19 protein-coding genes are annotated in these 21,294 nt (G+C 73.0%); 11 read left to right on the top strand and 8 right to left on the bottom strand.

From position 1 onward, the window contains the following. Positions 1 to 86: 86 nt before the first annotated feature. On the bottom strand, positions 87 to 1,064 hold the full coding sequence (locus tag S1361_RS09320) for a hypothetical protein (RefSeq protein ID WP_208031370.1): 978 nt from the start codon (positions 1,062 to 1,064) through the stop codon (positions 87 to 89). Positions 1,065 to 1,419: 355 nt separating this feature from the next. Between S1361_RS09320 and S1361_RS09325 the strand changes: the two genes are divergently transcribed. The 4 genes from S1361_RS09325 to S1361_RS09340 all read left to right on the top strand — a co-directional run bounded on the left by S1361_RS09325 (position 1,420) and on the right by S1361_RS09340 (position 3,976). Then, a complete protein-coding gene (locus tag S1361_RS09325; RefSeq protein WP_208031371.1) occupies positions 1,420 to 2,334 on the top strand; it encodes a DMT family transporter in 915 nt (304 codons plus the stop codon). A 44-nt stretch (positions 2,335 to 2,378) separates the two neighbouring features. Beyond that, positions 2,379 to 2,894: an NUDIX hydrolase gene (locus S1361_RS09330; RefSeq protein WP_208031372.1), complete on the top strand. Its 516-nt coding sequence runs from the start codon at positions 2,379 to 2,381 to the stop codon at positions 2,892 to 2,894. Positions 2,895 to 2,915: 21 nt separating this feature from the next. Beyond that, on the top strand, positions 2,916 to 3,308 hold the full coding sequence (locus S1361_RS09335) for a YidH family protein (RefSeq protein ID WP_208031373.1): 393 nt from the start codon (positions 2,916 to 2,918) through the stop codon (positions 3,306 to 3,308). Between the two features lie 380 nt (positions 3,309 to 3,688). Then, positions 3,689 to 3,976 (top strand): DUF202 domain-containing protein, encoded by a 288-nt coding sequence (locus S1361_RS09340; RefSeq protein ID WP_208036531.1) that lies wholly within the window; start codon positions 3,689 to 3,691, stop codon positions 3,974 to 3,976. A 188-nt stretch (positions 3,977 to 4,164) separates the two neighbouring features. Here S1361_RS09340 and S1361_RS09345 read toward each other — a convergent pair whose 3' ends face one another. Beyond that, positions 4,165 to 5,115 (bottom strand): NADP-dependent oxidoreductase, encoded by a 951-nt coding sequence (locus S1361_RS09345; RefSeq protein ID WP_208031374.1) that lies wholly within the window; start codon positions 5,113 to 5,115, stop codon positions 4,165 to 4,167. A gap of 334 nt (positions 5,116 to 5,449) precedes the next feature. On the opposite strand from S1361_RS09345, the gene S1361_RS09350 reads away from it, so the two are divergent. Both S1361_RS09350 and S1361_RS09355 read left to right on the top strand, forming a co-directional pair. Beyond that, the gene (locus S1361_RS09350; RefSeq protein ID WP_208031375.1) at positions 5,450 to 6,472 is read left to right on the top strand and encodes a phosphotransferase family protein; all 1,023 of its coding nucleotides are present in this window, start codon (positions 5,450 to 5,452) and stop codon (positions 6,470 to 6,472) included. Between the two features lie 5 nt (positions 6,473 to 6,477). After that, positions 6,478 to 7,692, top strand: coding sequence for an acyl-CoA dehydrogenase (locus S1361_RS09355; protein ID WP_208031376.1), 1,215 nt, complete (start codon positions 6,478 to 6,480; stop codon positions 7,690 to 7,692). Between the two features lie 526 nt (positions 7,693 to 8,218). On the opposite strand, the gene S1361_RS09360 is transcribed toward S1361_RS09355, so the two are convergent. The 3 genes from S1361_RS09360 to S1361_RS09370 are packed head-to-tail and all read right to left on the bottom strand — an operon-like array spanning position 8,219 to position 11,289. Further along, positions 8,219 to 8,812, bottom strand: a complete 594-nt coding sequence (locus tag S1361_RS09360; RefSeq protein ID WP_189985827.1) for a TetR/AcrR family transcriptional regulator — start codon at positions 8,810 to 8,812, stop codon at positions 8,219 to 8,221. Positions 8,813 to 8,854: 42 nt separating this feature from the next. Then, positions 8,855 to 10,519 carry a class I adenylate-forming enzyme family protein gene (locus S1361_RS09365; RefSeq protein WP_208031377.1) on the bottom strand — a complete coding sequence of 555 codons (1,665 nt, stop codon included), beginning with the start codon at positions 10,517 to 10,519 and terminating at the stop codon, positions 8,855 to 8,857. Next, positions 10,516 to 11,289: an SDR family oxidoreductase gene (locus S1361_RS09370; protein WP_208031378.1), complete on the bottom strand. Its 774-nt coding sequence runs from the start codon at positions 11,287 to 11,289 to the stop codon at positions 10,516 to 10,518. The genes S1361_RS09365 and S1361_RS09370 overlap by 4 nt, the downstream gene beginning before the upstream one ends. Before the next feature lie 190 nt (positions 11,290 to 11,479). Here S1361_RS09370 and S1361_RS09375 point away from each other — a divergent pair, with 190 nt between their 5' ends. Together S1361_RS09375 and S1361_RS09380 are read left to right on the top strand one after the other, a co-directional pair. Then, positions 11,480 to 12,700, top strand: coding sequence for an exo-beta-N-acetylmuramidase NamZ family protein (locus S1361_RS09375; protein WP_208031379.1), 1,221 nt, complete (start codon positions 11,480 to 11,482; stop codon positions 12,698 to 12,700). 93 nt (positions 12,701 to 12,793) lie between these two features. Continuing rightward, entirely contained in the window at positions 12,794 to 14,095 is a 1,302-nt protein-coding gene (locus S1361_RS09380; protein ID WP_208031380.1) for a serine-threonine protein kinase, read from the top strand. A 210-nt stretch (positions 14,096 to 14,305) separates the two neighbouring features. Here the strand turns inward: S1361_RS09380 and S1361_RS09385 are convergent, their stop codons facing one another. Then, positions 14,306 to 17,095, bottom strand: a complete 2,790-nt coding sequence (locus S1361_RS09385; RefSeq protein ID WP_208031381.1) for a penicillin acylase family protein — start codon at positions 17,093 to 17,095, stop codon at positions 14,306 to 14,308. Between the two features lie 207 nt (positions 17,096 to 17,302). Between S1361_RS09385 and S1361_RS09390 the strand changes: the two genes are divergently transcribed. Both S1361_RS09390 and S1361_RS09395 read left to right on the top strand, forming a co-directional pair. Then, complete coding sequence (locus S1361_RS09390; RefSeq protein WP_208031382.1) at positions 17,303 to 17,905, top strand: hypothetical protein; 603 nt, start codon at positions 17,303 to 17,305, stop codon at positions 17,903 to 17,905. 131 nt (positions 17,906 to 18,036) lie between these two features. After that, positions 18,037 to 18,765 (top strand): 3-keto-5-aminohexanoate cleavage protein, encoded by a 729-nt coding sequence (locus S1361_RS09395; protein ID WP_208031383.1) that lies wholly within the window; start codon positions 18,037 to 18,039, stop codon positions 18,763 to 18,765. Here S1361_RS09395 and S1361_RS09400 read toward each other — a convergent pair. After that, on the bottom strand, positions 18,711 to 19,445 hold the full coding sequence (locus S1361_RS09400; protein WP_208031384.1) for a hypothetical protein: 735 nt from the start codon (positions 19,443 to 19,445) through the stop codon (positions 18,711 to 18,713). The two genes, S1361_RS09395 and S1361_RS09400, sit on opposite strands and share 55 nt — an antisense overlap. 144 nt (positions 19,446 to 19,589) lie before the next feature. Here S1361_RS09400 and S1361_RS09405 point away from each other — a divergent pair, with 144 nt between their 5' ends. Next, the gene (locus tag S1361_RS09405; RefSeq protein WP_208031385.1) at positions 19,590 to 20,657 is read left to right on the top strand and encodes an RNA ligase (ATP); all 1,068 of its coding nucleotides are present in this window, start codon (positions 19,590 to 19,592) and stop codon (positions 20,655 to 20,657) included. Between the two features lie 119 nt (positions 20,658 to 20,776). Here the strand turns inward: S1361_RS09405 and soxR are convergent, their stop codons facing one another. After that, the gene (gene soxR / locus S1361_RS09410; protein WP_208031386.1) at positions 20,777 to 21,235 is read right to left on the bottom strand and encodes a redox-sensitive transcriptional activator SoxR; all 459 of its coding nucleotides are present in this window, start codon (positions 21,233 to 21,235) and stop codon (positions 20,777 to 20,779) included. Positions 21,236 to 21,294: the final 59 nt, after the last annotated feature.

The following is a 21,294-nucleotide window of genomic DNA, read 5'->3' on the forward strand; positions in this document are numbered from 1 at the left end:
CGCGGGGCCAGATGATCGGGTCGCCGGTCAGACTCTCGTCACTTTTTCCGTACCTGCCCTCTGTACGTCGGACAGGCGGATGTTTCTCACTGCCCGAGCGCACGGGTGCGGGCCGCGTGGAAGGCGGCCCGGGGATCGGGGTGCGCGTAGGACCAGGGTGCCGGGGTGGCGTGCTCGCCGATGCGCTGGAACAGGGCCGCCGCCTCGGCGGGGCGGCCGGCGCAGGTCAGGGCGAAGGCGAGGTGGTTGAGGTCGATGTGGCGGCGCGGGTGCTCGTCGTGCTCCCACTCCAGCCACCAGTCGAAGCAGGCGCGCAGGACGCGCCGGGCGCGGGGGCCGGACCAGTGCCCGGAGGCGGCGGGGTCGGCCGGGGCCAGGCCGGTGGCGGCCAGGACCCGGTAGCGCTCGGCGTAGGCGACGACCGGCAGGACGGCCAGCGGGGAGTCGGCGGGGGCCTCGGCGGCGGCCAGTTCGGCGAGGTCGTAGACCTCGTGGGCCTCCGCTCCCCGGCCGCCCGCCGGCCGCTCCGCGAGGCGTGCGATCAGCAGGTGGTGGCCGTGGTGGTGCTCGGGGTGCCGGCGGCTCAGTTCACCGAAGGCGCCGAGCACCTCGCGCTCGGGGCCGCGGCCGCACGCGAGCAGCAGCCGGCCGAGCCAGGGGGTCGGGTCGGCGGGGGCGAGCGCGGCGGCGGTGTCGCAGGCCTCGCGGGCCCGGCCGGGTTCCTCCTTGCCGCGCAGGGCCCGGTGGACCAGGGCCAGGGCGAGCAGCGCGGCGGCGTCGGCGGAACCGGGCTCGGCGGCCAGCCAGTCGCTCGCCCAGGCGGCGGCGTACGGGTCCTGGGCGAGCACCCAGAGGCGGTGGCCGCGGCGGTCCCAGTCGTCGCCGGTGTGCACCAGCAGGGAGCGGGCGGCCTGCCGCCGGCCCTGGGCCAGGGCGGCCCGGGCGGTGCGCAGCTCGGCGTCGTCGAGGGCGGCGTCGAAGGCTCCGGAGTCGTCCTGGGCGGTCGCGCCGGACGGTTCCGTGGGGTCCCGGCGAGCGCCGAGCAGAGGCGGGAGAGGGGGCACCGCGGGGCTTCCTGTTTCTCGGGCTGCCATCGACCGATCACGCACAGCAAACCCCCAGCCTGGGGTCGCGTCAAGCGGAACCCCACTGTTTCCGACTTCAACTTCCTGCTGCGGTACCGGACTTGGTCGCTCCGGTGCAGGTGGGCGGCGTCCCGGGCGGCCGCCCAACGGAATTTTCCTGTGGCCTATGCCATCGCGTTCCGGGCCGTCCGCCCCGGCTTCTGTGGCGTACGCCATGGCGCCGCGCCCTCCGGTTGCGGAGCATGGCGAGTCAACCGCCCGGTTCCGGGCACTTCCGGGGCACCGCCGCCCGGGAGCGCTACAGTCGGCCACTACGCGCCCGTGGTCCGGCCGGATGATCGAGGTACACAGCGTGTCGGTTCTGGTTCTCCTTCTCGCCGTAAGCGCGGCCTGCTGTCTGGGCTTCGGATTCGTTCTCCAGCAGGACGCGGCGCAGAAGGCGCCACTGAACGACTTCCTCTCCTTCCGGCTGCTGCTCGACCTGGTGCGGGTCCCGCGCTGGCTCGGCGGGCTCGGGCTGATGGTGGCCGGCATGGTGCTCGGCGCGGTCGCCCTGGGCAGGGGCGAGATCTCCCTGGTCGAGCCGCTGCTCGCCACCAATCTGCTGTTCGCCCTCGCCCTGTCCCGGTACCGGACCAAGCAGGCCCTGGGCCGCCAGGGCTGGGCCGGTCTGCTGCTGCTCGCGGGCGGGGTCAGCGCGTTCATCGTGGCCGGCGAGCCGCACGGCGGTGCGGCCGTCGCCGATCCGCTGCGGCACTGGCTGATCATCGGGGCCGTGACCGGAACGGCTCTCATCCTCACGGCGTACGCCACCCGCTCCCGGCTGAGCTGGGGACCGGTACTGCTGGCCCTGGCGGCCGGGCTGCTGTACGGCGTCCAGGACGCGCTGACCCGGGTGAGCGGCGTCCGCTTCTCGGACGGCGGCTTCGCCGAGCTGCTCACCGGCTGGCAGCCGTACGGGGTGGTGGCGTGCGGGGTCACCGGGCTGGTCCTGGTGCAGAGCGCGTTCGAGACGGCCCCGCTGCGCATGTCGCTGCCCGCGCTCACGGCGGCCGAGCCGCTCGCCGGGATCCTGTGCGGGGTGGGCTTCCTCGGCGACCGGCTGCGCACCGACACCGGGGCACTGGCCTGGGAGGCGGCCGGGCTCGCGGCCGTGGTGGCGGGCATCGTGCTGCTCGGACTGCATCCGGCGATGCCGTGCGGAGCCGTCGAGCAGGAGCACCGGGCCGGGCACCTCCAGCGACGCTGAGCCCGCCCCGCCTGGAGCCGAGTCCGCCCTGCTTGGATACGGGCATGAACCCTGCTGACGAGATCCTCGACATCGTCGACGAGCACGACCGGGTCGTCGCGCAGTCCCCACGCGCCGAGGCCTACGCGCGCGGGCTGCGGCACCGCTGCGTGTTCGTCCAGGCCCGCGACGCGGAGGGCCGGCTCTTCGTGCACCGGCGCACCGCGACGAAGCTGGTGTTCCCCTCCCTGTACGACATGTTCGTCGGCGGGGTCGTCGGCGCCGGCGAGTCCTACGACGAGGCGGCGCTGCGGGAGGCCGAGGAGGAACTGGGGGTGCGCGGGCTGCCGCAGCCGGTCTTCCTCTTCAAGTTCCTGTACGACGACGGCGCCGGGCGGAGCTGGTGGTCGGCGGTGTACGAGGTGCGCTGCGAACCGCCCGTGCAGCCGCAGGCGGAAGAGGTCCAGTGGCACGCCTTCCTGCCGGAGGAGGAGGTCGAGCGGCGGCTCGGCACGTGGGAGTGGGTGCCGGACGGGCTGGCCGCGTACGAGCGGCTGCGGGCGTTCCGGGCGGCCCGGTGACCGCCGGGTAGGGTCGGCCGCGTGAGCGAATTCGTACGGAACATCCGGTTGTGGTTCGCGCCGGAGCGGGTGCGGGCCGAGGGCGGCACGCCCGACTACCGGTTCTCGCTGGCCAACGAGCGCACCTTCCTGGCCTGGCTGCGTACCGCGCTGGCGCTGATCGGCGGCGGATTCGCGGTGGACCAGTTCCTGCCGGACCTGCGCTGGGCGTGGCGGGCCGGGCTCGCGCTCGCGCTGCTCGCGGCCGGCGTGCTGTGCTCCCTGCGCGCGGTGAACCACTGGGTGCGCTGCGAGCGGGCGATGCGCCGCGGGGACGACCTGCCCGCCTCCCGCTTCCCGGCCCTGCTGAGCCTGGTCGTGGCGGTGGTGGCCGTCGCGATGGTCGTGGTCGTACTGGCCGGGTGGGAGGGATGACGCCACGGCCGGGTTCGGGCGACGGGGGCACGGGCGACGCGGGTTCGGGCGACGCGGGCCCGGGTGACGCGGGTTCGGGCGACGGAAGCCCGGGCGACGCGGGCCCGGGTGACGCGGGCCCGGGTGACGCGGGTTCGGGCGACGGAAGCCCGGGCGACGCGGGTCCGGGCGACGCGGGCCCGGGTGACGCGGGTCCGGGCGACGCGGGTCCGGGTGATGGGGGTCCGGACGACGGGGGCCCGGGCGACGCGGGTTCGGGCGAAGGAAGCCCGGACGACGCGGGCCCGGACGACGCGGGCACGGACGACGCGGGCACGGGCGACGCGGGTCCGGGCGACGCGGGTCCGGAGGACGCGGGCACGGCGGGCCGGGATCCCGGGTTGCAGCCCGAGCGGACGCGGCTGGCCTGGCGGCGTACGACCCTGTCCGGTGCGGTGGTCGCCGTACTCGGCGTCAAGACGGCCCTGCACGGCGGCGCCTCGGCCACCGGCATCCTCCTGGGCGCGCTGTGCTGCGGGCTGTGGCTGGGCTTCCTCGCCGTGGCCCACCACCGCATCCGCGCCCTGTCCGCCGGCACCCCACCGCCCGCCCTCACCCCCCGCCACGCGACGGCGGCGGTGCTGTGCGCGGTGGCGATGGCCGCGTGCGCTGCCGCGCTGGTGGTGTAGGCACGGCGGCGCAGGCGCGATGGTCCGGTACCGCGAGCGGAACAGGCTCACCGGCTCACGACGCGCGGCTCGGCACCTCGCCGTGTCCTCGCATCGCCCGGGTACGTCCCGTAGGCGGGTGGTGCTCCGCCGTGCGATGCGCCGCACCGGACCCCGCGAGCCGTCCGCAGACCTTTCCGGCCACGGCGCTAGCCGGCGCCTTCGTCCGTCTCCCCTTCCACCGTCACCACGATCTTTCCGCGGGTGTGGCCCTCCTGGCTCAGACGGTGGGCGTCGGCGGTGCGGGTCAGCGGGAAGGTCTGCTGGACGTGGACGGTGACCACTCCTTGGTCCGCCAGGTGCGACAGGTGCCGCAGGTCCTCGGCGTCCGGGCGGACGAAGCAGTAGCGGCCGCCGTAGGCCACCACCTCGGGGTCGGCGATCGAGGCCAGCCGGCCCTCCGGGGCGATGAGGTTGGCCGAGGTCTTCAGCGTGTCGCCGCCGATGGTGTCGAAGACCGCCTCCACCCCTTCGGGGGCGAGCCCGCGCACCCGTTCCGCCAGGCCGTCGCCGTAGGCCACCGGCTCGCCGCCCAGGGCACGGACGTGGTCGTGGTGCCGCTCGCCGGCCGTGCCGATCACCCGGGCCCCGAGGTGGGCGGCGAGCTGGACGGCTAGCGAGCCGACCCCGCCGGCCGCCGCGTGCACCAGGACGGTCTCGCCCCGCTTCACCTCCAGCGCCTTGACCAGCACCTGGTAGGCGGTGAGTCCGGCCAGCGGCAGCCCGGCGGCCTCCTCGAAGGACAGCCTGCGCGGCTTGCGGGCCAGGGTGCGCACGGGCGCGGCGACGTACTCGGCGAACGTGCCCCGGGAGAGGAAGTCCTCGCGGACGTAGCCGATGACCTCGTCGCCGACGGCGAACTCGGTGACCGCGGCACCGGGCTGCACGACCACCCCGCTGACGTCCCACCCCGGGATCACCGGGAAGACGGCGTCCAGGACCGGGTCCAGATATCCCTCGCGGCACTTCCAGTCGACGGGGTTGACGGCCGCCGCGCGCACCTTCACCAGAACCTGGTCGGGGCCGACCTTGGGGTCGCGCAGCTCGCCGTACTCCAGCACCTCGGGTCCGCCGTATCGGCGGTAGCTGATGCCCTTCATGCCCTCGACCCTCCGGGGTACTCGTGCGCCACGCAACCGGGATGCCCCGGTACGCGGCTTTCGTGTGGCAGTCTTTCGGCCGCCGTCCCCCGTACCCACGAAGGGGAACGGCACCCACCGCGGCCGCCTGCACCGGCACCGCGCGGGCCCCGGGGACCGCCGCCGGCCCCCGCGGACAGAGCGCGACGGCCTCCAGGGCAGCGCACCGGGGGACCGCCGTCCTATCGTGGCTCCGGTCACGTTTCACACCGGGTTCGGCTCCCGCACTGGACGACATACCGACCGGTCGGCATCATGAGTCCTGTTCTTGTTCACCCGTTGGTAGGAGTGATGAATGAGCGCCGACCACCCGCCCGGACTCGACCTCGACCGGCTGCGCGCCCTGCTCGACCGCGAGCGCCCCGGTCTGGTGAGCGGTCCGCTGACCGGACGGCTCATCGAGGGCGGACGGTCGAACCTCACCTACGCGCTCTCCGACGGCACCTCGAAGTGGGTCGTCCGCCGGCCTCCGCTCGGTCATGTGCTGGCCACCGCGCACGACATGAAGCGCGAACACCGGGTCATCAGCGCCCTGTACCCGACGCAGGTGCCGGTGCCCCGCCCGGTGCTGCTGTGCGAGGACGAGGAGGTGCTCGGTGCTCCGTTCTACCTGATGGAGTTCGTGGCGGGCACCCCGTACCGCACCGCCGACCAGCTCGCCCCGCTCGGCCCGGAGCGCACCCGGAACGCGGTGCTGTCCCTGGTGGACACGCTGGTCGAGCTGCACGCGGTGGATCCGGCCGCGGTGGGCCTGGCGGACTTCGGCCGCCCCGAGGGCTTCCTGGACCGGCAACTGCGCCGCTGGGGCAAGCAGTTGGACGCCTCCCGCAACCGCGACCTGCCGGGCATCGACGAGCTGCACGCGGCCCTCGGCCGTGAACTGCCCCGCTCCCCCGCCCCGGCGGTCGTCCACGGCGACTACCGGCTCGACAACGTCCTGATCGGGGACGACGACCGGATCAAGGCGATCCTCGACTGGGAGATGTCCACGCTCGGCGACCCGCTGACCGACCTGGGCCTGCTGGTGATGTACAGCCGGCCGCTCGGGATGCCGAACTCCCCCGTCTCCACCACCGCCGAGGCACCGGGCCACCCCGACCCGCGGGAGCTGATCGAGCGGTACGCGGCGGGCTCCGGCCGGGACGTCTCGGCCGTCTCCTGGTACACGGCGTTCGCCTGGTTCAAGCTCGCCGTGATCCTGGAGGGCATCCACTACCGGTACACGCTCGGCCAGACGGTCGGCCGCGGCTTCGAGCTCATCGGCGACCTCGTTCCCGTCTTCATCGACAACGGACTGACCACTCTCCAGGAAGGCTGACCGGCATGGACTTCGCGTTCGACGCGCGCACCGAGGAACTGCGCGCCAAGCTCCTCGCCTTCATGGACGAGTACGTCTACCCGGCCGAGCCGGTCGCCGAGGAGCAGCGGGCCGCGCTCGCCTCGCCCTGGGACACCCCGGCCGTGGTCGAGGAGCTGAAGGCCGAGGCCCGCAGGCAGGGCCTGTGGAACCTCTTCCTCCCCGACGCCGAGCACGGCGCCGGGCTCACCAACCTCCAGTACGCCCCGCTCGCCGAGATCACCGGCCGCTCCCCGCACCTCGCGCCCACCGCGACCAACTGCGCCGCGCCCGACACCGGGAACATGGAGGTGCTGGCGCAGTTCGGCACCGAGGAGCAGAAGAAGCAGTGGCTGGAGCCGCTGCTGGCCGGCGAGATCCGCTCGGCGTTCGCGATGACCGAGCCGGAGGTGGCCTCGTCGGACGCCACCAACATCACCACCCACATCGAGCGGGACGGTGACGAGTACGTCATCACCGGCCGCAAGTGGTACATCTCCGGGGCGATGAACCCGGACTGCAAGATCTTCATCGTGATGGGCAAGACCGACCCGGACGGCGCCGACATCCGCCGCCAGCAGTCCATGGTCCTGGTCCCGCGTGACACCCCCGGCGTCACGGTCGAACGGGCCATGCAGGTCTTCGGCTACGAGGACCACTCGCACGGCGGCCACGCCGAGGTGGTCTTCGACCACGCGCGCGTGCCGGTGGCGAACCTCGTCGGCGAGGAGGGCGGCGGCTTCGCCATCGCCCAGGCCCGGCTCGGCCCCGGCCGGATCCACCACTGCATGCGGCTGATCGGCATGGCCGAGCGGGCGATCGAGCTGATGTGCCGGCGGGCCGTGAGCCGTACCGCGTTCGGCAAGGTGCTGGCCCAGCAGGGCGTCGTCCAGAACTGGATCGCCGACGCCCGGGTCACCGTCGAGCAGCTGCGGCTGCTGGTGCTGAAGACGGCCTGGCTGATGGACACCGTCGGCAACAAGGGCGCCCACACCGAGATCCAGGCCATCAAGATCGCGACCCCGCGCGCGGTGGTCGGCATCCTGGACCGCGCGATCCAGCTGCACGGCGCGGGCGGGGTGAGCCAGGACTTCCCGCTGGCCGAGCTGTACGCGAGCGCCCGCACGCTGATGCTCGCCGACGGCCCGGACGAGGTCCACCAGCGGTCGCTGGCCCGCCGGGAGCTGAAGCAGTACCTGTGACGCCCGGGCCGGTGCGGTCAGGTCACCGCACCGGCCCTCTCCCCCTCGCCGCCCGCGTGCGCCGTTGAGCGCGGGCCCGGTGTGTGCTGGACCCCGACATCAGGCCGCGGGTGCTGCTGCTCGCGTTCGGCGTCGATCCCGGTTCGGCCCAGGCCCTGGACGTCGTGCGGCGGGCCGGTGCCGCCGGGGCCGGCGGTGTGGTGCTGGGACCCGAGCGCACCGAACAGTCCGCCCGTGCCCTGCGTTCGGCCGCCGAGGAGACCGGGGTGGCGGTGCTGTACCGCACCCGGTGGTGCGACTGGGAGCAGCTGGTGGGAGTGGTGCGGGCCGGCCTGGCCGCCGCGGGGGCGTTCGCGGCCCGACCGGGACGGGCTCCTGCTGGCCGCCCTGGCCGGGGCCGGAGCCACCGTGCTGGCGGCGTTGGCCGGCAACCCGTGGCGGGTCGCGGTGAGCGTGGGCGGCGGCGCGGCCGGCTCCGCCGTGCTGTTCTTCAAGGAGATCATCGGCTAGCCGGCCGGCCCGCGGACTAGGGGCGCAGGGCCCGCAGCAGCAGGTCGGCGAGGTGGTCGGCCACCTCCTGGGGGCTCAGGGGGCCGTCGGGGCGGTACCAGGTCGACAGGTGGTGGACGGAGCCGAAGTGGTAGTCCACGATCAGGTCGGCCGGGGTGGCCGTGGAGAAGACGCCGGCCTTCTGGCCCTCCTCGATCAGCGCGCGGAAGCGCTCGTGGTAGCGCCGGCGCTCGGCGCGGACCTGCTTGTTCTTCTCCGGGCTCAGGTGGTGCATGGACCGGAAGAAGATCATCGCGTCGTCGAGGTTCTCGATCGTCGTGACGACGACGTCCGCCGCCGCGTCTCTGAGCCGCTTCTCCACGGGCTCGTCGGCGCCCGCGAAGGTGTCCAGCCGCTCCTGCTGGAGGCGCAGCACGCGCGCGTACACCTCGTGCAGCAGGTCGTCCTTGGAACCGAAGTAGTGGTACAGCGCCCCTTTGGTGACGCCGGCCGCCTCCACGATCTCCTGCACGGAGGTGCGGTCGTAGCCCTGCTCGGCGAAGAGCCGGGTGGCGGCGGCCAGCAGCCGCTGCGGGACGGGCGTGCCGTCTCCGTCCGTCGTCCTGGGCACTGCCGCCACCTGCCTTTCCCGTTGTGCTGATCGTGTCTGCTGCTAGTCGCGTCCGGTGCGGGAACGCAGTTCCCGCCGGAGGATCTTCCCACTCACCGTCTTGGGCAAGTCGGGCAGGACCTCCACCTGCCGCGGGTACTTGTAGGCGGCCAGTCTCTCCTTGCAGTACACCGCGAGTTCGTCCGGGTCCGCCTCGGCCCCTGGACGGAGGCTGATATAGGCCTTGACGGTCTCGCCACGGTACCCGTCCGGGACCCCGACGACGGCCGCTTCACGCACCGCCGGATGCGTGTAGAGGACGTCCTCGACCTCGCGCGGCCACACCTTGAAGCCGGACGCGTTGATCATGTCCTTCTTGCGGTCCACGACGTACAGCCAGCCCTGCTCGTCCATGAACCCGATGTCGCCGGTGCGCAGCTCGCCGTCCGGGAAGGTCTCGGCGGTGGCGTCCGGGCGCCGCCAGTAGCCGGGCACCACCTGCGGTCCGCGGACGACGATCTCGCCCTGCTCGCCGAACGGCACCTCCGCGCCCTGCTCGTCCAGGATCCGCACGACGGTGTCGGCGCCGGGCAGGCCCACGGAGAGCGTCCCGGAGACCGGGTCCACGGGCGCCTCCAGGCCGGGTGGCACGCAGGCGCAGGGGCCGGTGCACTCGGTCAGGCCGTAGCCGACGCGGATGTACGGTCCGAAGCGCTCCCGGAACGTCTCCACCAGGGCCGGCGGCACGGGGGCGCCGCCCGAGGACAGGTTCACGAGGGAGGCGAAGTGCTCGCGGCGGACGTCCGGGTGGGCGGCGAGCGCCATGTAGGCGGTGGACGGGCCGACGGTGTAGTGCGGGCGGTGCTCGGCGAAGGCGTCGAGGACGACGCCGGGCTCGAAGCGGTAGGTGAGCACCAGGGTGCCCGCGCTGCTCAGACAGGCGCCGAACTGGCAGACCATGCCGGTGATGTGGAACAGCGGTGCGAGCGCGTAGTACCCGGGTGCCGCGGGCAGGCCGAGGCTGGTGGCCTGCCGCTCGGCGTTGTACATGATGTTGGCGTGCGTGTTGGTGGCGCCCTTGGGGGTGCCGCTGGTGCCCGAGGTGTAGCTGATCAGGGCGATGTCGTCCGGGCGCGGGAGGCGGCCCTCGGGGGCCCGGCCGCCCTGCCGGGCAACCGTCACCAGGTCGTCGGCGTCCGGGGCCTGGGGCAGCCGCTCGAAGGCCAGCACGCGCGGGTCGTCGCGCGTCTGGAAGTCCCGCTCGCACGCGGTGAGCGCGATCCGCACCGGCGAACCGGCGGCCGTCTCCCGCAGGTACGCCTCCCAGGCCCGGTCGGAGCAGATCAGCGCGGTCACCTCGCCGTCCCGCAGGACGTGCGCCACCTCGGCCGACTTGTACATGGGATTGACCGGGACGACGGTCGCGCCCGCCTTCCAGGCGCCGAGCACGGCCAGTACGAAGTGCGGGGAGTTCTGCAGCAGGACGGCCACCCGGTCGCCGCGCTCCAGCCCGCGCGCGGCGAGGTGGGCGGCCACGCCGTCGCTCAGCTCGTCCACCTCGCGGTAGCCGAGCCGGGCGTCGAAGTAGGCGAGGAAGGTGCGGTCGGGGGCCTCGGCGACGGCGCCGCGCAGGGCGTGCACGAGCGAGTCGGCGGGGTCGAGCGGGGCGCGCTGGGCCTCGTCGAGCAGCGCGAGCCAGGGGCGGGCGGCGTAGGGCGATGCGGTCACCGGGCGGCCTCCCATTTCTGCTGGATGTGGTTCATGGTGGCGAGCCAGCGGTCCGGCTCACCGGCCCGCCCCTGGTAGAAGCCGGCGACCTCGGGGTGCGGCAGGATCAGGAAGCGGTCCTCCTCGATGCCCTGGAACAGCGCGTCGGCCACGGCCGCCGGCTCGATCGCGGTGGGCTGGAGCACCAGGTCGCCCGCGCTGCCGGTGGCGGCCAGCATGTCGGTGCGGACGCCCTGCGGGCAGATGGCGTGCACCTTGATCCCCCGGTGGCGGTACGTCAGGGACAGCCACTCGGCGAACGCGTAGGCGCCGTGCTTGGTCACGCTGTAGGAGGGTGCGCCGATCATCGTCAGCAGTCCGGCGGCGGAGACGGTGGAGACGAACCGTCCATTGCCCCGCTCCAGCCAGCCGGGCAGCAGCGCGTGGGCCGCGCGGACGTGGGCCATCAGGTTGACGTCCCAGGACGTCGCCCACGTCTTCTCGTCCAGCGGGCCGTCGAGGTCGCCGTCCTCGAAGGCGACGCCCGCGTTGGCGCAGTAGACGTCCACCGTGCCGCCGAGCGCGTCGCGGGCCGCGGCGACGATCGTGGAGGCGTCGCCGGGCACGGCGGTCCCGCCGATCTCGTCGGCCACCGCCTCGGCCTTCCGGGCATCGAGGTCGTTCACCACGACCCGGGCCCCCGCGGCGGCGAACCGCCGGGCCAGCGCGGCCCCGATCCCGCCGCCGGCTCCGGTGACGACCACTCCCGCATCCTGCACGGCTTCCACCATCGGTCTCCTTCGACACGACTTTCGCGCGGCGCGCATCGGCTCTGGACGGTCCAGACTAACCAGTCGGTATGTGTAAAGGAAAGGGTCACTGCACCAACCTCTAGGGGCGCGGGTTGCCGACAGGCGGCTCCGCCGCGCGTTGCGCGAGAACCACGCACGGTCCGCACGTGTCCACTCACCGGAGGACCCCATGCCCCTGTCCCGACGGACCCTCCTCGCATCGACCACGATGACAGCCCTGCCGTCGCGGGTGCCGCACCGCGAGCACCTCCGCACCGGCTTCGAAAGACTCGCAGCCGCCGGCTACTCGGTACTCGGCGGCCAGCGCGTCGGCATCGTCACCAACCCCACCGGCATCACCACGGACGCCCGGCACGTCGTCGACGTCATGCACCAGGACCCCCGCGTCGAGCTGACGGCCGTCTTCGGCCCGGAGCACGGCTTCCGCGGCACCGCCCAGGCCGGCGGTTCCGAGGGCCGCTACGACGACCCCGCCACCGGCCTCCCGGTGTACGACACGTACCTCAAGAGCGGCCGGCCGCTCGCCGACATCTTCACCGCCTCCGGCGTCGACACCGTCGTCTTCGACATCCAGGACGTCGGCGCCCGCTTCTACACCTACATCTGGACCCTCTACGACTGCATGGAGGCGGCCCAGCTCGCCGGCAGGCGCTTCGTCGTCCTGGACCGCCCCAACCCGGTGACCGGCCGCGAGGCCCTCGGCCCGGTCCTGCACAAGGAGTTCGCCACCTTCGTCGGCCGCCAGCCGATCGCGCAGGCGCACGGGATGACCGTCGCGGAGCTGGCCCGCCTGTTCAACGGGGAGTTCCTGACCACGCCGGTCCCCCTGGAGACCGTACGCATGACGGGCTGGAGACGCTCCCGGTTCTACGACGCCTCCGGCCTGCCCTGGGTGCCGCCGAGCCCGAACATGCCCACCCCGGACACCGCGCTGGTGTACTCCGGCACCTGCATGTTCGAGGGCACCAACCTCTCCGAGGGGCGCGGCACGACCCGGCCCTTCGAACTCCTCGGTGCCGAGGGCGTCGACGGGCGCTGGGCCGCCGCCGCGAACGAACTGGGGCTCCCGGGCGTGCGGTTCCGGGAGGCGTACTTCACGCCCACGTTCTCCAAGTTCCAGGGCAGGACCGTCGGCGGGGTGCAGATCCACCTGACCGACCGGGCCGCCTACGACCCCGTGCGCACCGGGATCGCGCTGCTGGTGACGGCCCGGAAGGTGTGGAGCGGCTTCGCCTGGCGGTCCGACAACTGGATCGACAAGCTCACCGGCTCCGCCAGGGTGCGCACGATGATCGACGCGGGCGCCGGCACGGACGAGGTCACGGGCGCCTGGCAGGAGGAGCTCGCCGCGTTCCGGCGGATTCGAAAGGAATATCTCCTCTACGAGTGAGTCGCGCGGTATGGCCAATCCCGCGTCCGCGCAGGACGATACGCGCGAAGCGCACCGTTTCGCACCGTGACTCGGGGGCCGAGGGAGCCTGGTATGGCGGATGCTGGGATGAGCGTGACTCCCTACTGGGAGCTGACCTTCGACGCGGACGGGGACCCGGACGGCCCCGAACGCGACCGGCTGCTGGCGCAGGTCGCGGAGCACGGCGTCCGCGACCTGATCGTCTTCTCGCACGGCTGGAACAACGACCGTTCGGGCGCGACCGCCCTGTACCGCCGTTTCTTCGCCCCGATCCCGAAGCTGGCCCCGAAGGCGCGGCTCGGGTACGTCGGCGTGATCTGGCCGTCGATGCGGTTCAGCGACGAACCGATCCCGGACTTCCCGAGGTCCGTGGCGGCCGTGGAGGCGGAGGCGGCACCGCGCCCGGCACTGGACAAGGACACCCGGCGCGCCCTGCTGGAGACCTTTCCGGGCCGGGCGCCCGTGCTGGACCAGCTGGCCCGGATGCTGGACGAACGGCCCGGCGGCGCTCAGGGGCTGACCGAGTTCGGACGGCTGGTGCGGCTGCTGCTGGACCCGGACGGACGGCCGGACGTGGCCGACACGGACGAGGAGGGCGAACCGGCCATGTTCGGCGGGGATCCGGTGACCGTGTGCGAGCAGTTCGCCGAGGCCCTGGCCGCGCTGGGACCGGAGGGCGGCGGGGCGGGATTCAGCCTGCCGAATCCCTGGGACGGAGCGAAGGAGCTGCTGCGGCAGGCGACGTACTACCGGATGAAACGGCGGGCCGGGACGGTCGGCGAGCGGGGGCTCGGGCCGGTCCTCGGGCAGCTGGCCGGGGTGGCGCCGGGGGTGCGGGTGCACCTGGCCGGGCACAGCTTCGGCGGCCGGCTGGTGGCATTCGCGCTGCGCGGGCTGCCCGCGGGCGTGAGCACGGTGAAGTCGGTGACCCTGTTCCAGGGGGCCTTCTCGCACTACGCGTTCGCGGACCGGCTGCCGCACGCCCCGGACCGGTCCGGGGCGCTCAAGGGCCGGCAGCGGTACGTCGACGGACCGCTGGTGTGCTGCTACTCGCACTTCGACGCGGCCCTCGGCACGTTCTACCCGCTGGCCTCCCGGCTCGCCGGGGACGACCGCGCGTGCGCGGGCAGCGAGATCGCGGCCGTGCTCGGGCCGCGCTGGGGGGCCATGGGGCACGACGGGGTGCAGGCCGTGCCGGACACCGCCCGGCTGGACCTGGCGGCGGCCCTCGGCGGCGCGCTGCCCGCGTCCGGCTGTGTGAACGTGGACGCGGCGGCCGTCGTCCGACGCGGAGGCGCGCCGTCCGGGGCACACGGCGACATCGTGCACCCCGAACTGGCGCGGCTGGTCCTGGCGGCGGGCGGGATCACCTGACGCGCGGTCAACGGCAGTTGGTCTACCCGCGTTGGCCCACCGGTGTTGGCCTACCGGTGTTGGCCTACCGGTGTTGGCCTACCGGTGTTGGCCTTCCGGTCGACAGCCAACACACGTTGACCTCCCGGCGTCGACCTCGGCGGTGAACCGGCGTTGGCCAACGGGCGTCGGCCCACAGCTGTTTGCCGACGCCCGTTGGCACGCCCGTGCTCACCGGTGGGACGTGTACTCCACGACCTGCTGGAACGTCGGTCGGTTCTGCCAGCCGATCTTGCCGTGCTTGATGCCGCCCAGGGTGCGCTGGACGATCGAGTCGGCGCACCACTGGTCGCCTGCCGAGCACTGTTCGTCGCCCGGGTAGACCTGCGCGGCGGTCAGTCCGGCCGCCTGCTTCAGGGTGCCGATCAGGATGTCCCGGCAGGCGGTGAGGCTCCCGTCGCCGCAGTACTTCCGGGCGAGCGGCCCCTGGACGGACTCGCCGAGCACCGACCGGATGTCCTTGTCGACGTAGCTCCACCAGCCGTACTGGAAGGCGCTGCCGGCGTGCGAGCCGGTCGGGCCGTGGCCGGCGGACGGCGCCTCGTCGACCGGCAGGTTGTTGGTGATCGCGGTGTACAGGCCGTCGCCGAGCCCCGGCTGGAACTCCGCCTTGACCAGCAGCGGCCACCAGGCGTCCAGGATGCGGATCGCGTCGGCGTAGGCGTAGGTCTTCGAACCGGCCGACGTCTCCGTGCGCTTGGCGCCCGCGGTCACCCATGCCCGGAGCCGGCCCACCGCCGCGGCGGCCGTGGAGTCGGTCACCGGCGAGGAGTCGACCACCTTGAGCAGCTTCGGCAGCACGTCCTCGGCGCGCAGGTCGGCGAGACCCGCGTCCGCCATGGCCTGCACGAGCTTGGTACGGGTCACCCCGCCCGCCGCGACCAGCTTCTTGACCCGGTCGTCCAGCAGGTTCCCGCGGTGGACCGAGCCGTCGCCCCAGGACGCGGTCGTGTAGTCCTCGGCCTGCTTGTTGTTCCAGGAGACGTAGTAGTCCTGGTCGACGGAGTTGGGGTGCGCGGAGGCCGGGGTGTAGTCGGCGGTGTTGGTGGCCGGGTCCCAGTTCCGCCACTCGTACGCCGGCTGCGCCCACACGGGGAACTCGGTGTCGACCCCGCCGGCCCGGACCGGGTTGTCACCGCTGTTGTAGTAGGCGGTGTGCCGGGAGTCGGCGTAGAACCAGTTGAAGGTGTAGTTGATGTGCTGCGCCGCGCTCTGGAAGTCCTCCGGGCCCTTGACGTAGTCGGGGTCGTTCAGCATCTGGAAGCCGATGATCGAGTCGGCCTCGTGCAGGTAGGAGGAGCGCAGGGTGGTGTAGGCGACCTTCTTGCCGCCGACGGTCGCCCGGTACTCCACCGGCCCGTACCTGGTCCGCCACACGCGCATGGTGTACGACCCCTCGGCGGTGCCGTCGGCGGTGGTCGGCTTCCAGGCGTTCTTCTGCTCGATCTTCTCCATCGCCGTGCAGGTGCCGTGGTACAGGTAGTGGTAGTCGTCCTGGCACAGCTCGACCGCGTAGGTGTCGATGATGTCCTGGCCGGACGTGGTGGCGCTCCAGGAGTAGTCCTGGCCGCGGCCGAGTTCGACGTACATGCTCAGGCCCGCGAAGGAGGCTCCGCGGGCGCTGATGCCGGGGCCCTGGATCTCCTGGAGCATGAGCAGCTGCGGGGCGAAGTAGCCGGTCTGCGGTCCGAAGACGGCGATCGGGTGGCCGCTCGCGGTGTACTTGCCGCTCACCACGAGGGCGTTGGACATGCCGCGTCGCGCGGAGCCGAGGGCGGTCTTCGCGGCGGTGGCGGCGGCGCTCCTCGCGGCCGCGCTGCCGGCGCTGCCGGTGCGGTCGTGGACGAGCGGTTCCTCGGTGACCGAGCCGGCGTCGGGCAGGGCCTCGCCCTGGGCGTCGGCGGGTCTGGCGCCGTAGGGGAAGCTCTCGCCGTTGTGGACGGTGAGCACCGCCTCGGGGTCGTTGCGTTCGCGGAAGGACTCCCAGACCCGGGTGCCCTCCTCGACTCCGTACTCGGCCTGGGCGGCCAGCAGTGAGAGGGCGTTGTTCACCTCCCCGCCCCCGCCGGAGCCGAACAGCGAGCCGATCACGGAGGCCAGCGCCACCAGGTCGGTGACCTTGAAGTGTTCTATGGTGCCGGCGTTGGTGATCGAGTCCTTGTGGCCGGTCAGGACGTACTCGCCGGGGAAGTAGCGGCCGCGGTCGGAGGCGTCGATGTAGGCGTTGACGCCGTCGATGTAGGCCTTGACGTCGGCGAGGGCCTGCTGGCCACGGGCGCCGGCCTTGGCGACCGCGTTGTCGATCTGCGCCTGGAGGTCGGCCTCGGTGTAGGGGGCGCTGCGGTAGAACTGCTGCTCCAGGCCCTGGTTGGCGGGGGCGCCGCCGGCGAAGGAGGTCAGCCGGCCGCGGCCCACGTGCCGGAAGACGTCCATCAGCCACAGCCGGTCCTCGGCGGCCGCGAATCCGGCGCCGAACTCGGTGCCGTAGCGGGTGGTTCCTGTGATGTGCGGCACACCGGTCTTCTTGTCGCGGACGATCGTCACGTCACCGCGGCCGGCCGGCTTCTCGGTGGAGGCGACCTGGTCGGCGGGGACGCCGAACGAGGAGTCGTTGAAGAAGGAGTTGATCGTGGCGTCGGTCAGGCCCTTGTAGCCGGTGGCCAGGTTGGCGTAGGGGCCGAGCTGGTCCTCGGCGTGCGCGGGCTGGGTGCCGAAGGCCTGGTTGAGCAGGATCTGGGCGAGCGTCGCGTTGCCGTTCTCGCCGGGCGGCAGGATGTCGGAACACTGGCCGCCGCAGTAGTCGTTGGCGGCCGTGGCGCCGGGCGCCGCCACCGCGGCCCGGGTGAGCGGGGAGAGAAGACCGGCGACGAGGACGCATACCGACGCGGTCTTCAGGAACCCGGGGAGACGGCGGGACGTTCTCTGTCTGTCAAGGGTGATACGTGGGGTTCGCCGTGGCATGGCAGCTCCTAGCGACAGGGGTGACCGGACGTTACCGCCGGTATCCCCCCGTTCAAAGATGAACATGCGTCACGTTCCGGAGTCCGCAAGGAGATCTGGAGAAGAGATGGAGCCGAATCGCCTGTCGATACGTCTATTCGGCGACGTCCGCGCGACGACGCCGAGGTGACCGAAGTACAGGTGCAGGTGTGACGGAGGTGCAGGGCGATGGCCGGTTTCCGGAGTCTGGCAAGACAGGTACGCGATCCGCACTGTGATCTGGCACTGCGGCGGTACTCGCTGCGCAAGTGCCTGGAGAAGTTCGCCCCTTACGGGCATCGGGCGACCTGGGACCACCTGTGCTCGCGGGCGGGTTTCGGTCCCGAGGACCGCTCCCCCGATCCGGCGCGGCTCGTGGCCGCACTGGAGGAGCTGGAGGAGGCTCGTGACGTCTGGCTCGCCTACGAGACCGACTTCACCGAGCGACGCAGGAAGGAGAAGCACGACGGGCTGCGCCGGCCGGGCAGTGTGGACGACTGGCACCGGCTGACCTGGGGCGGGTTCGGGGTCGCCTGGTGCGACGACCCGCGGGTGCATCCCGAGGAGCCGCTGGCGGAGGTGCTGCGCCGGCTGATCGCGGCGCTGGAGCGGGAGCCGGGTTCGTCGTGCCCGGTCTGCGGCGGGGAACGGCTGGTCTGGAAGCACGGCCTGGACCACGAGCCGTCGTCCGGCCCGGTCTGCACGGACTGCGGGATCCTGGTGCCGCGGCCCGTCCTCAGCGCGCGGGCCCTCGAGTACGCCCGGCGGGAACGGCTGTTGATGTCGGCCTGAGCGGTGCAGGTGTCACCGGATGCGGCCCGAGCGGCGGGCCGGTACCGGTACCGGGGGGTGCGCAGGGGATGCCGCGCCCCCTTTCGCGAAGCCCGGGGGCCGTTGTCGGTGGTGACTGGCACCATCGGATCATGGTGCAGGTGTGTCTGAACGGGTGCCGCTCGGCCGCCGACGGCGCGGGCGTCCCGATGTCCCCCGAGGATCTGGCGCGTTCGGCCGCCGAAGCGGTGGCGGCCGGGGCCACCTCCGTGCATGTCCATCCGAAGTCGCCGTGCGGGCGGGACAGTCTCTCCGCGCGCGTCCTCGGCCCGGCGCTGGAGGCGATACGGGCGCGGGTGGAGGTGCCGGTCGGCGTGACCACCGGTGCCTGGGCCGAGCCCGACCCGGCGGCCCGGCTCGACCGGGTGCGCGCCTGGTCGGTGCTGCCCGACTTCGCCTCCGTCAACTGGCACGAGCCGGGCGCCGAGGAGGTCGCCGAGGAGCTGCTCGCCAGGGGTGTGGCCGTGGAGGCGGGCATCTGGTCGGGCACCGGGGCAGCGGGGCGCTTCGCGGGCTCGCCGCTCGGGCCGAGGGTGCTGCGCGTGCTGGCCGAGGTGACCGACCCGGACCCGGCGACCGCCGAGGCGTCGGCGCGGGCGCTGCTGGCGGAGCTGGGCCCGGCACACGGCCGGCCGGTGCTGCTGCACGGCGAGGAGGGCGGCACCTGGCCGGTGCTCCGGCTGGCGGGCCGGCTGGGCCTGGCCACCCGGATCGGCCTGGAGGACACCCTGCTGCTGCCGGACGGCCGACGGGCCGCGTCCAACGCTCAGCTGGTGCGGGAGGCGTTCGCCCAGTACGGGTGGTCCCGGCGCTCCTCGTAGGGCAGGGCCAGGATCTCGCAGCGGGCGGCCAGGTCGCGCTCGCCCAGGGCGTGCAGGCGGGCGGCGCCCGGGCCGGACAGCCAGGCGCGCAGCGCGGCGACGCCTGCCTCCGCGCCGTCCCCGTACCACCAGGAGAAGGGGGAGTCGTCGTGGATCAGGTGGTACAGCCAGGTGTCGGCGCAGTCCACCAGGTGTGCGTCGGCGACGGGACCGCGGCCCCAGCCGTCCAGGAAGGGGGTGACGGTCCGGGCGACCGTGACGCACGTGTCGAATATCTCGTCGATGCCGGTCGGCGGGGTGGGCAGCGTCAGGGCGTGCTGCCACCAGGCGTGCAGGAAGGCGTCGATCGCGGCGGCCTGCTGCGGGGGCCAGGACCGCCAGTCCACCCGGGACAGCCCGATCGATCCCAAGCCGATGGTCCCGAGGGCGCCGTCCGCCAGCGCCCGCGCGGCCTGCGGGAGCAGACGGCGCATCGCGCTCTCGTGGTCGTCGAAGTGGTCGGGCACCTCGAAGAGGTAGTACTTCACGACGTCCAGGGGCACGCGCACGTGCGGGGTGCGCAGATACGCGGTCTCCTCGGGCGCGTGGCAGTAGCCGCAGCCGGTCTCGTGCGGGTTCGCGAAGCCGTCGAAGACGGTGTCGATGTCCGCCAGGGCGGCGGCAAGAGCGGTGGAGGACAAGGGAGCGGTCCCGTCGTGACTCCGTGCGCAGCGTCACCGCCCGCCGAAGATCGCGACATTAGCAGACCGAAATCGGCTCGCTCCACCCCTTTCACGTCCGGACAGTGGGACGCGATGAAACCGAACTGGTGAACGGGGAGTTCCATGTCCACACTGCGGGTCACCGCCGAAGTGCTGACCGTCCACGAGCATCCGAACGCCGACGCGCTGGAGCTGGCCCAGGTGGGCCTGTACCGGGCCGTCGTCGCCAAGGGCGCGTACCGCACCGGCGAGGCCGCCGTCTACATCCCCGAGCAGGCGGTCCTGCCGGCCGGGCTGATCGAGGAGCTGGGACTGACCGGGCGGCTGGCGGGCGGCGAGTCCAACCGGGTCAAGGCGGTGCGGCTGCGCGGTGAGCTGTCGCAGGGCCTCGTGTGCCGGCCGAAGGCGCTCGCGGACGTCGACCTCGCGCGGGCGGCCGCGGAGGGGACCGACTTCGCCGAGCGGCTGGGCATCACCAAGTGGGTGCCGCCGGTTCCGCCGACGATGAACGGGGACGTGGAACCGGCACCGGACCTGCTGCCCTGGGTCGACATCGAGAACATCCAGCGCTACCCGGACATCTTCACGCCGGGCGAACCGGTCGTCCTCACGGAGAAGCTGCACGGTTCGGCCTGCCTGCTGACGTATGTCGCCGGCGAGGGGCGCGTGTACGTCTCCTCCAAGGGCTTCGGCGCCAAGTCCCTGGCGCTGAGGGAGGATCCACGGAACCTGTACTGGCGGGCGGTGCGCGGGCACGGCGTCGCCGAGGCCGCGGCGCGGCTCTGCGAGCGGCTCGGTGCCCGGCGGGTCGGCATCTTCGGGGAGGTGTACGGCGCGGGCGTGCAGGACCTGTCGTACGGCGCGGACGGGCGGCGGGACACGCTGGGGTACGCGGCGTTCGACGTCTCCGCGGAGGTGGACGGGGCGGTGCGGTGGCTCGACGCGGCCGAACTGCTGGAGGGCGAACTGCCGTTGGCGCCTCGGCTGTACTGCGGGCCGTACGCCGTCGAGCGGGTGCTGGAGTTCACCAGCGGGCGGGAGACGGTGTCCGGGCGGGGGCTGCATCTGCGGGAGGGCGTGGTGATACGGCCCGCGGTGGAGCGGTACAGCGCGGTGACGGGGGGCCGGGCGATCGCCAAGGCGGTGAGCCCGGCGTACCTGACGCGCAAGGGGGGCACCGAGTACGAGTAGGCCACCGGCCGACCTGTGCGGCGGCTCGGCGGCGCCCCGAAGGGGTGCGGGGAGCTGTGCGGGCGACTCCCCCGCACCCGCGCCCGGCGACGAGCCGTCGCCCGTCCGGGCCGCACCCCTCAGCGCCGCTCGGCCATGAGGCGCGACCCCGTCAGCCGCTCGCCGAACACGTCGTCCGGGTTGGACAGTACGCACGTCTCCAGGGAGAGGCAGCCACAGCCGATGCAGTCGGTGAGGTGGTCGCGCAGACGGTTCAGCTGGTGGATCCGCTCCTCCAGTTCCGAGCGCCACCGCTCCGACAGCCGCGCCCAGTCCTCCCTGGTGGGCGTGCGCTCCTCGGGCAGTTCGGACAGGGCGTCGCGAATCGTGGCGAGCGGGATCCCCACCCGCTGGGCCGCGCGGACGAAGGCGACCCGGCGCAGGGTGTCACGGCTGTACCGGCGCTGGTTGCCGGGGGTGCGCCGGCTGGAGATCAGGCCTTTGGACTCGTAGAAGTGCAGGGCGGACACCGCGGCTCCGCTGCGTGCGGACAACTGGCCGACGGTCAGCTCGTGGATCTTCTCGGGAATCTGGGGCACCCCTCAGAGCCTACAGAGACGACTCGCTCCGCCAGGGCCCGCCGTCCGTTGACATCGCC

Origin of the sequence: Streptomyces cyanogenus (assembly GCF_017526105.1) — a bacterium.
Classification (GTDB): Bacteria; Actinomycetota; Actinomycetes; order Streptomycetales; family Streptomycetaceae; genus Streptomyces; species Streptomyces cyanogenus.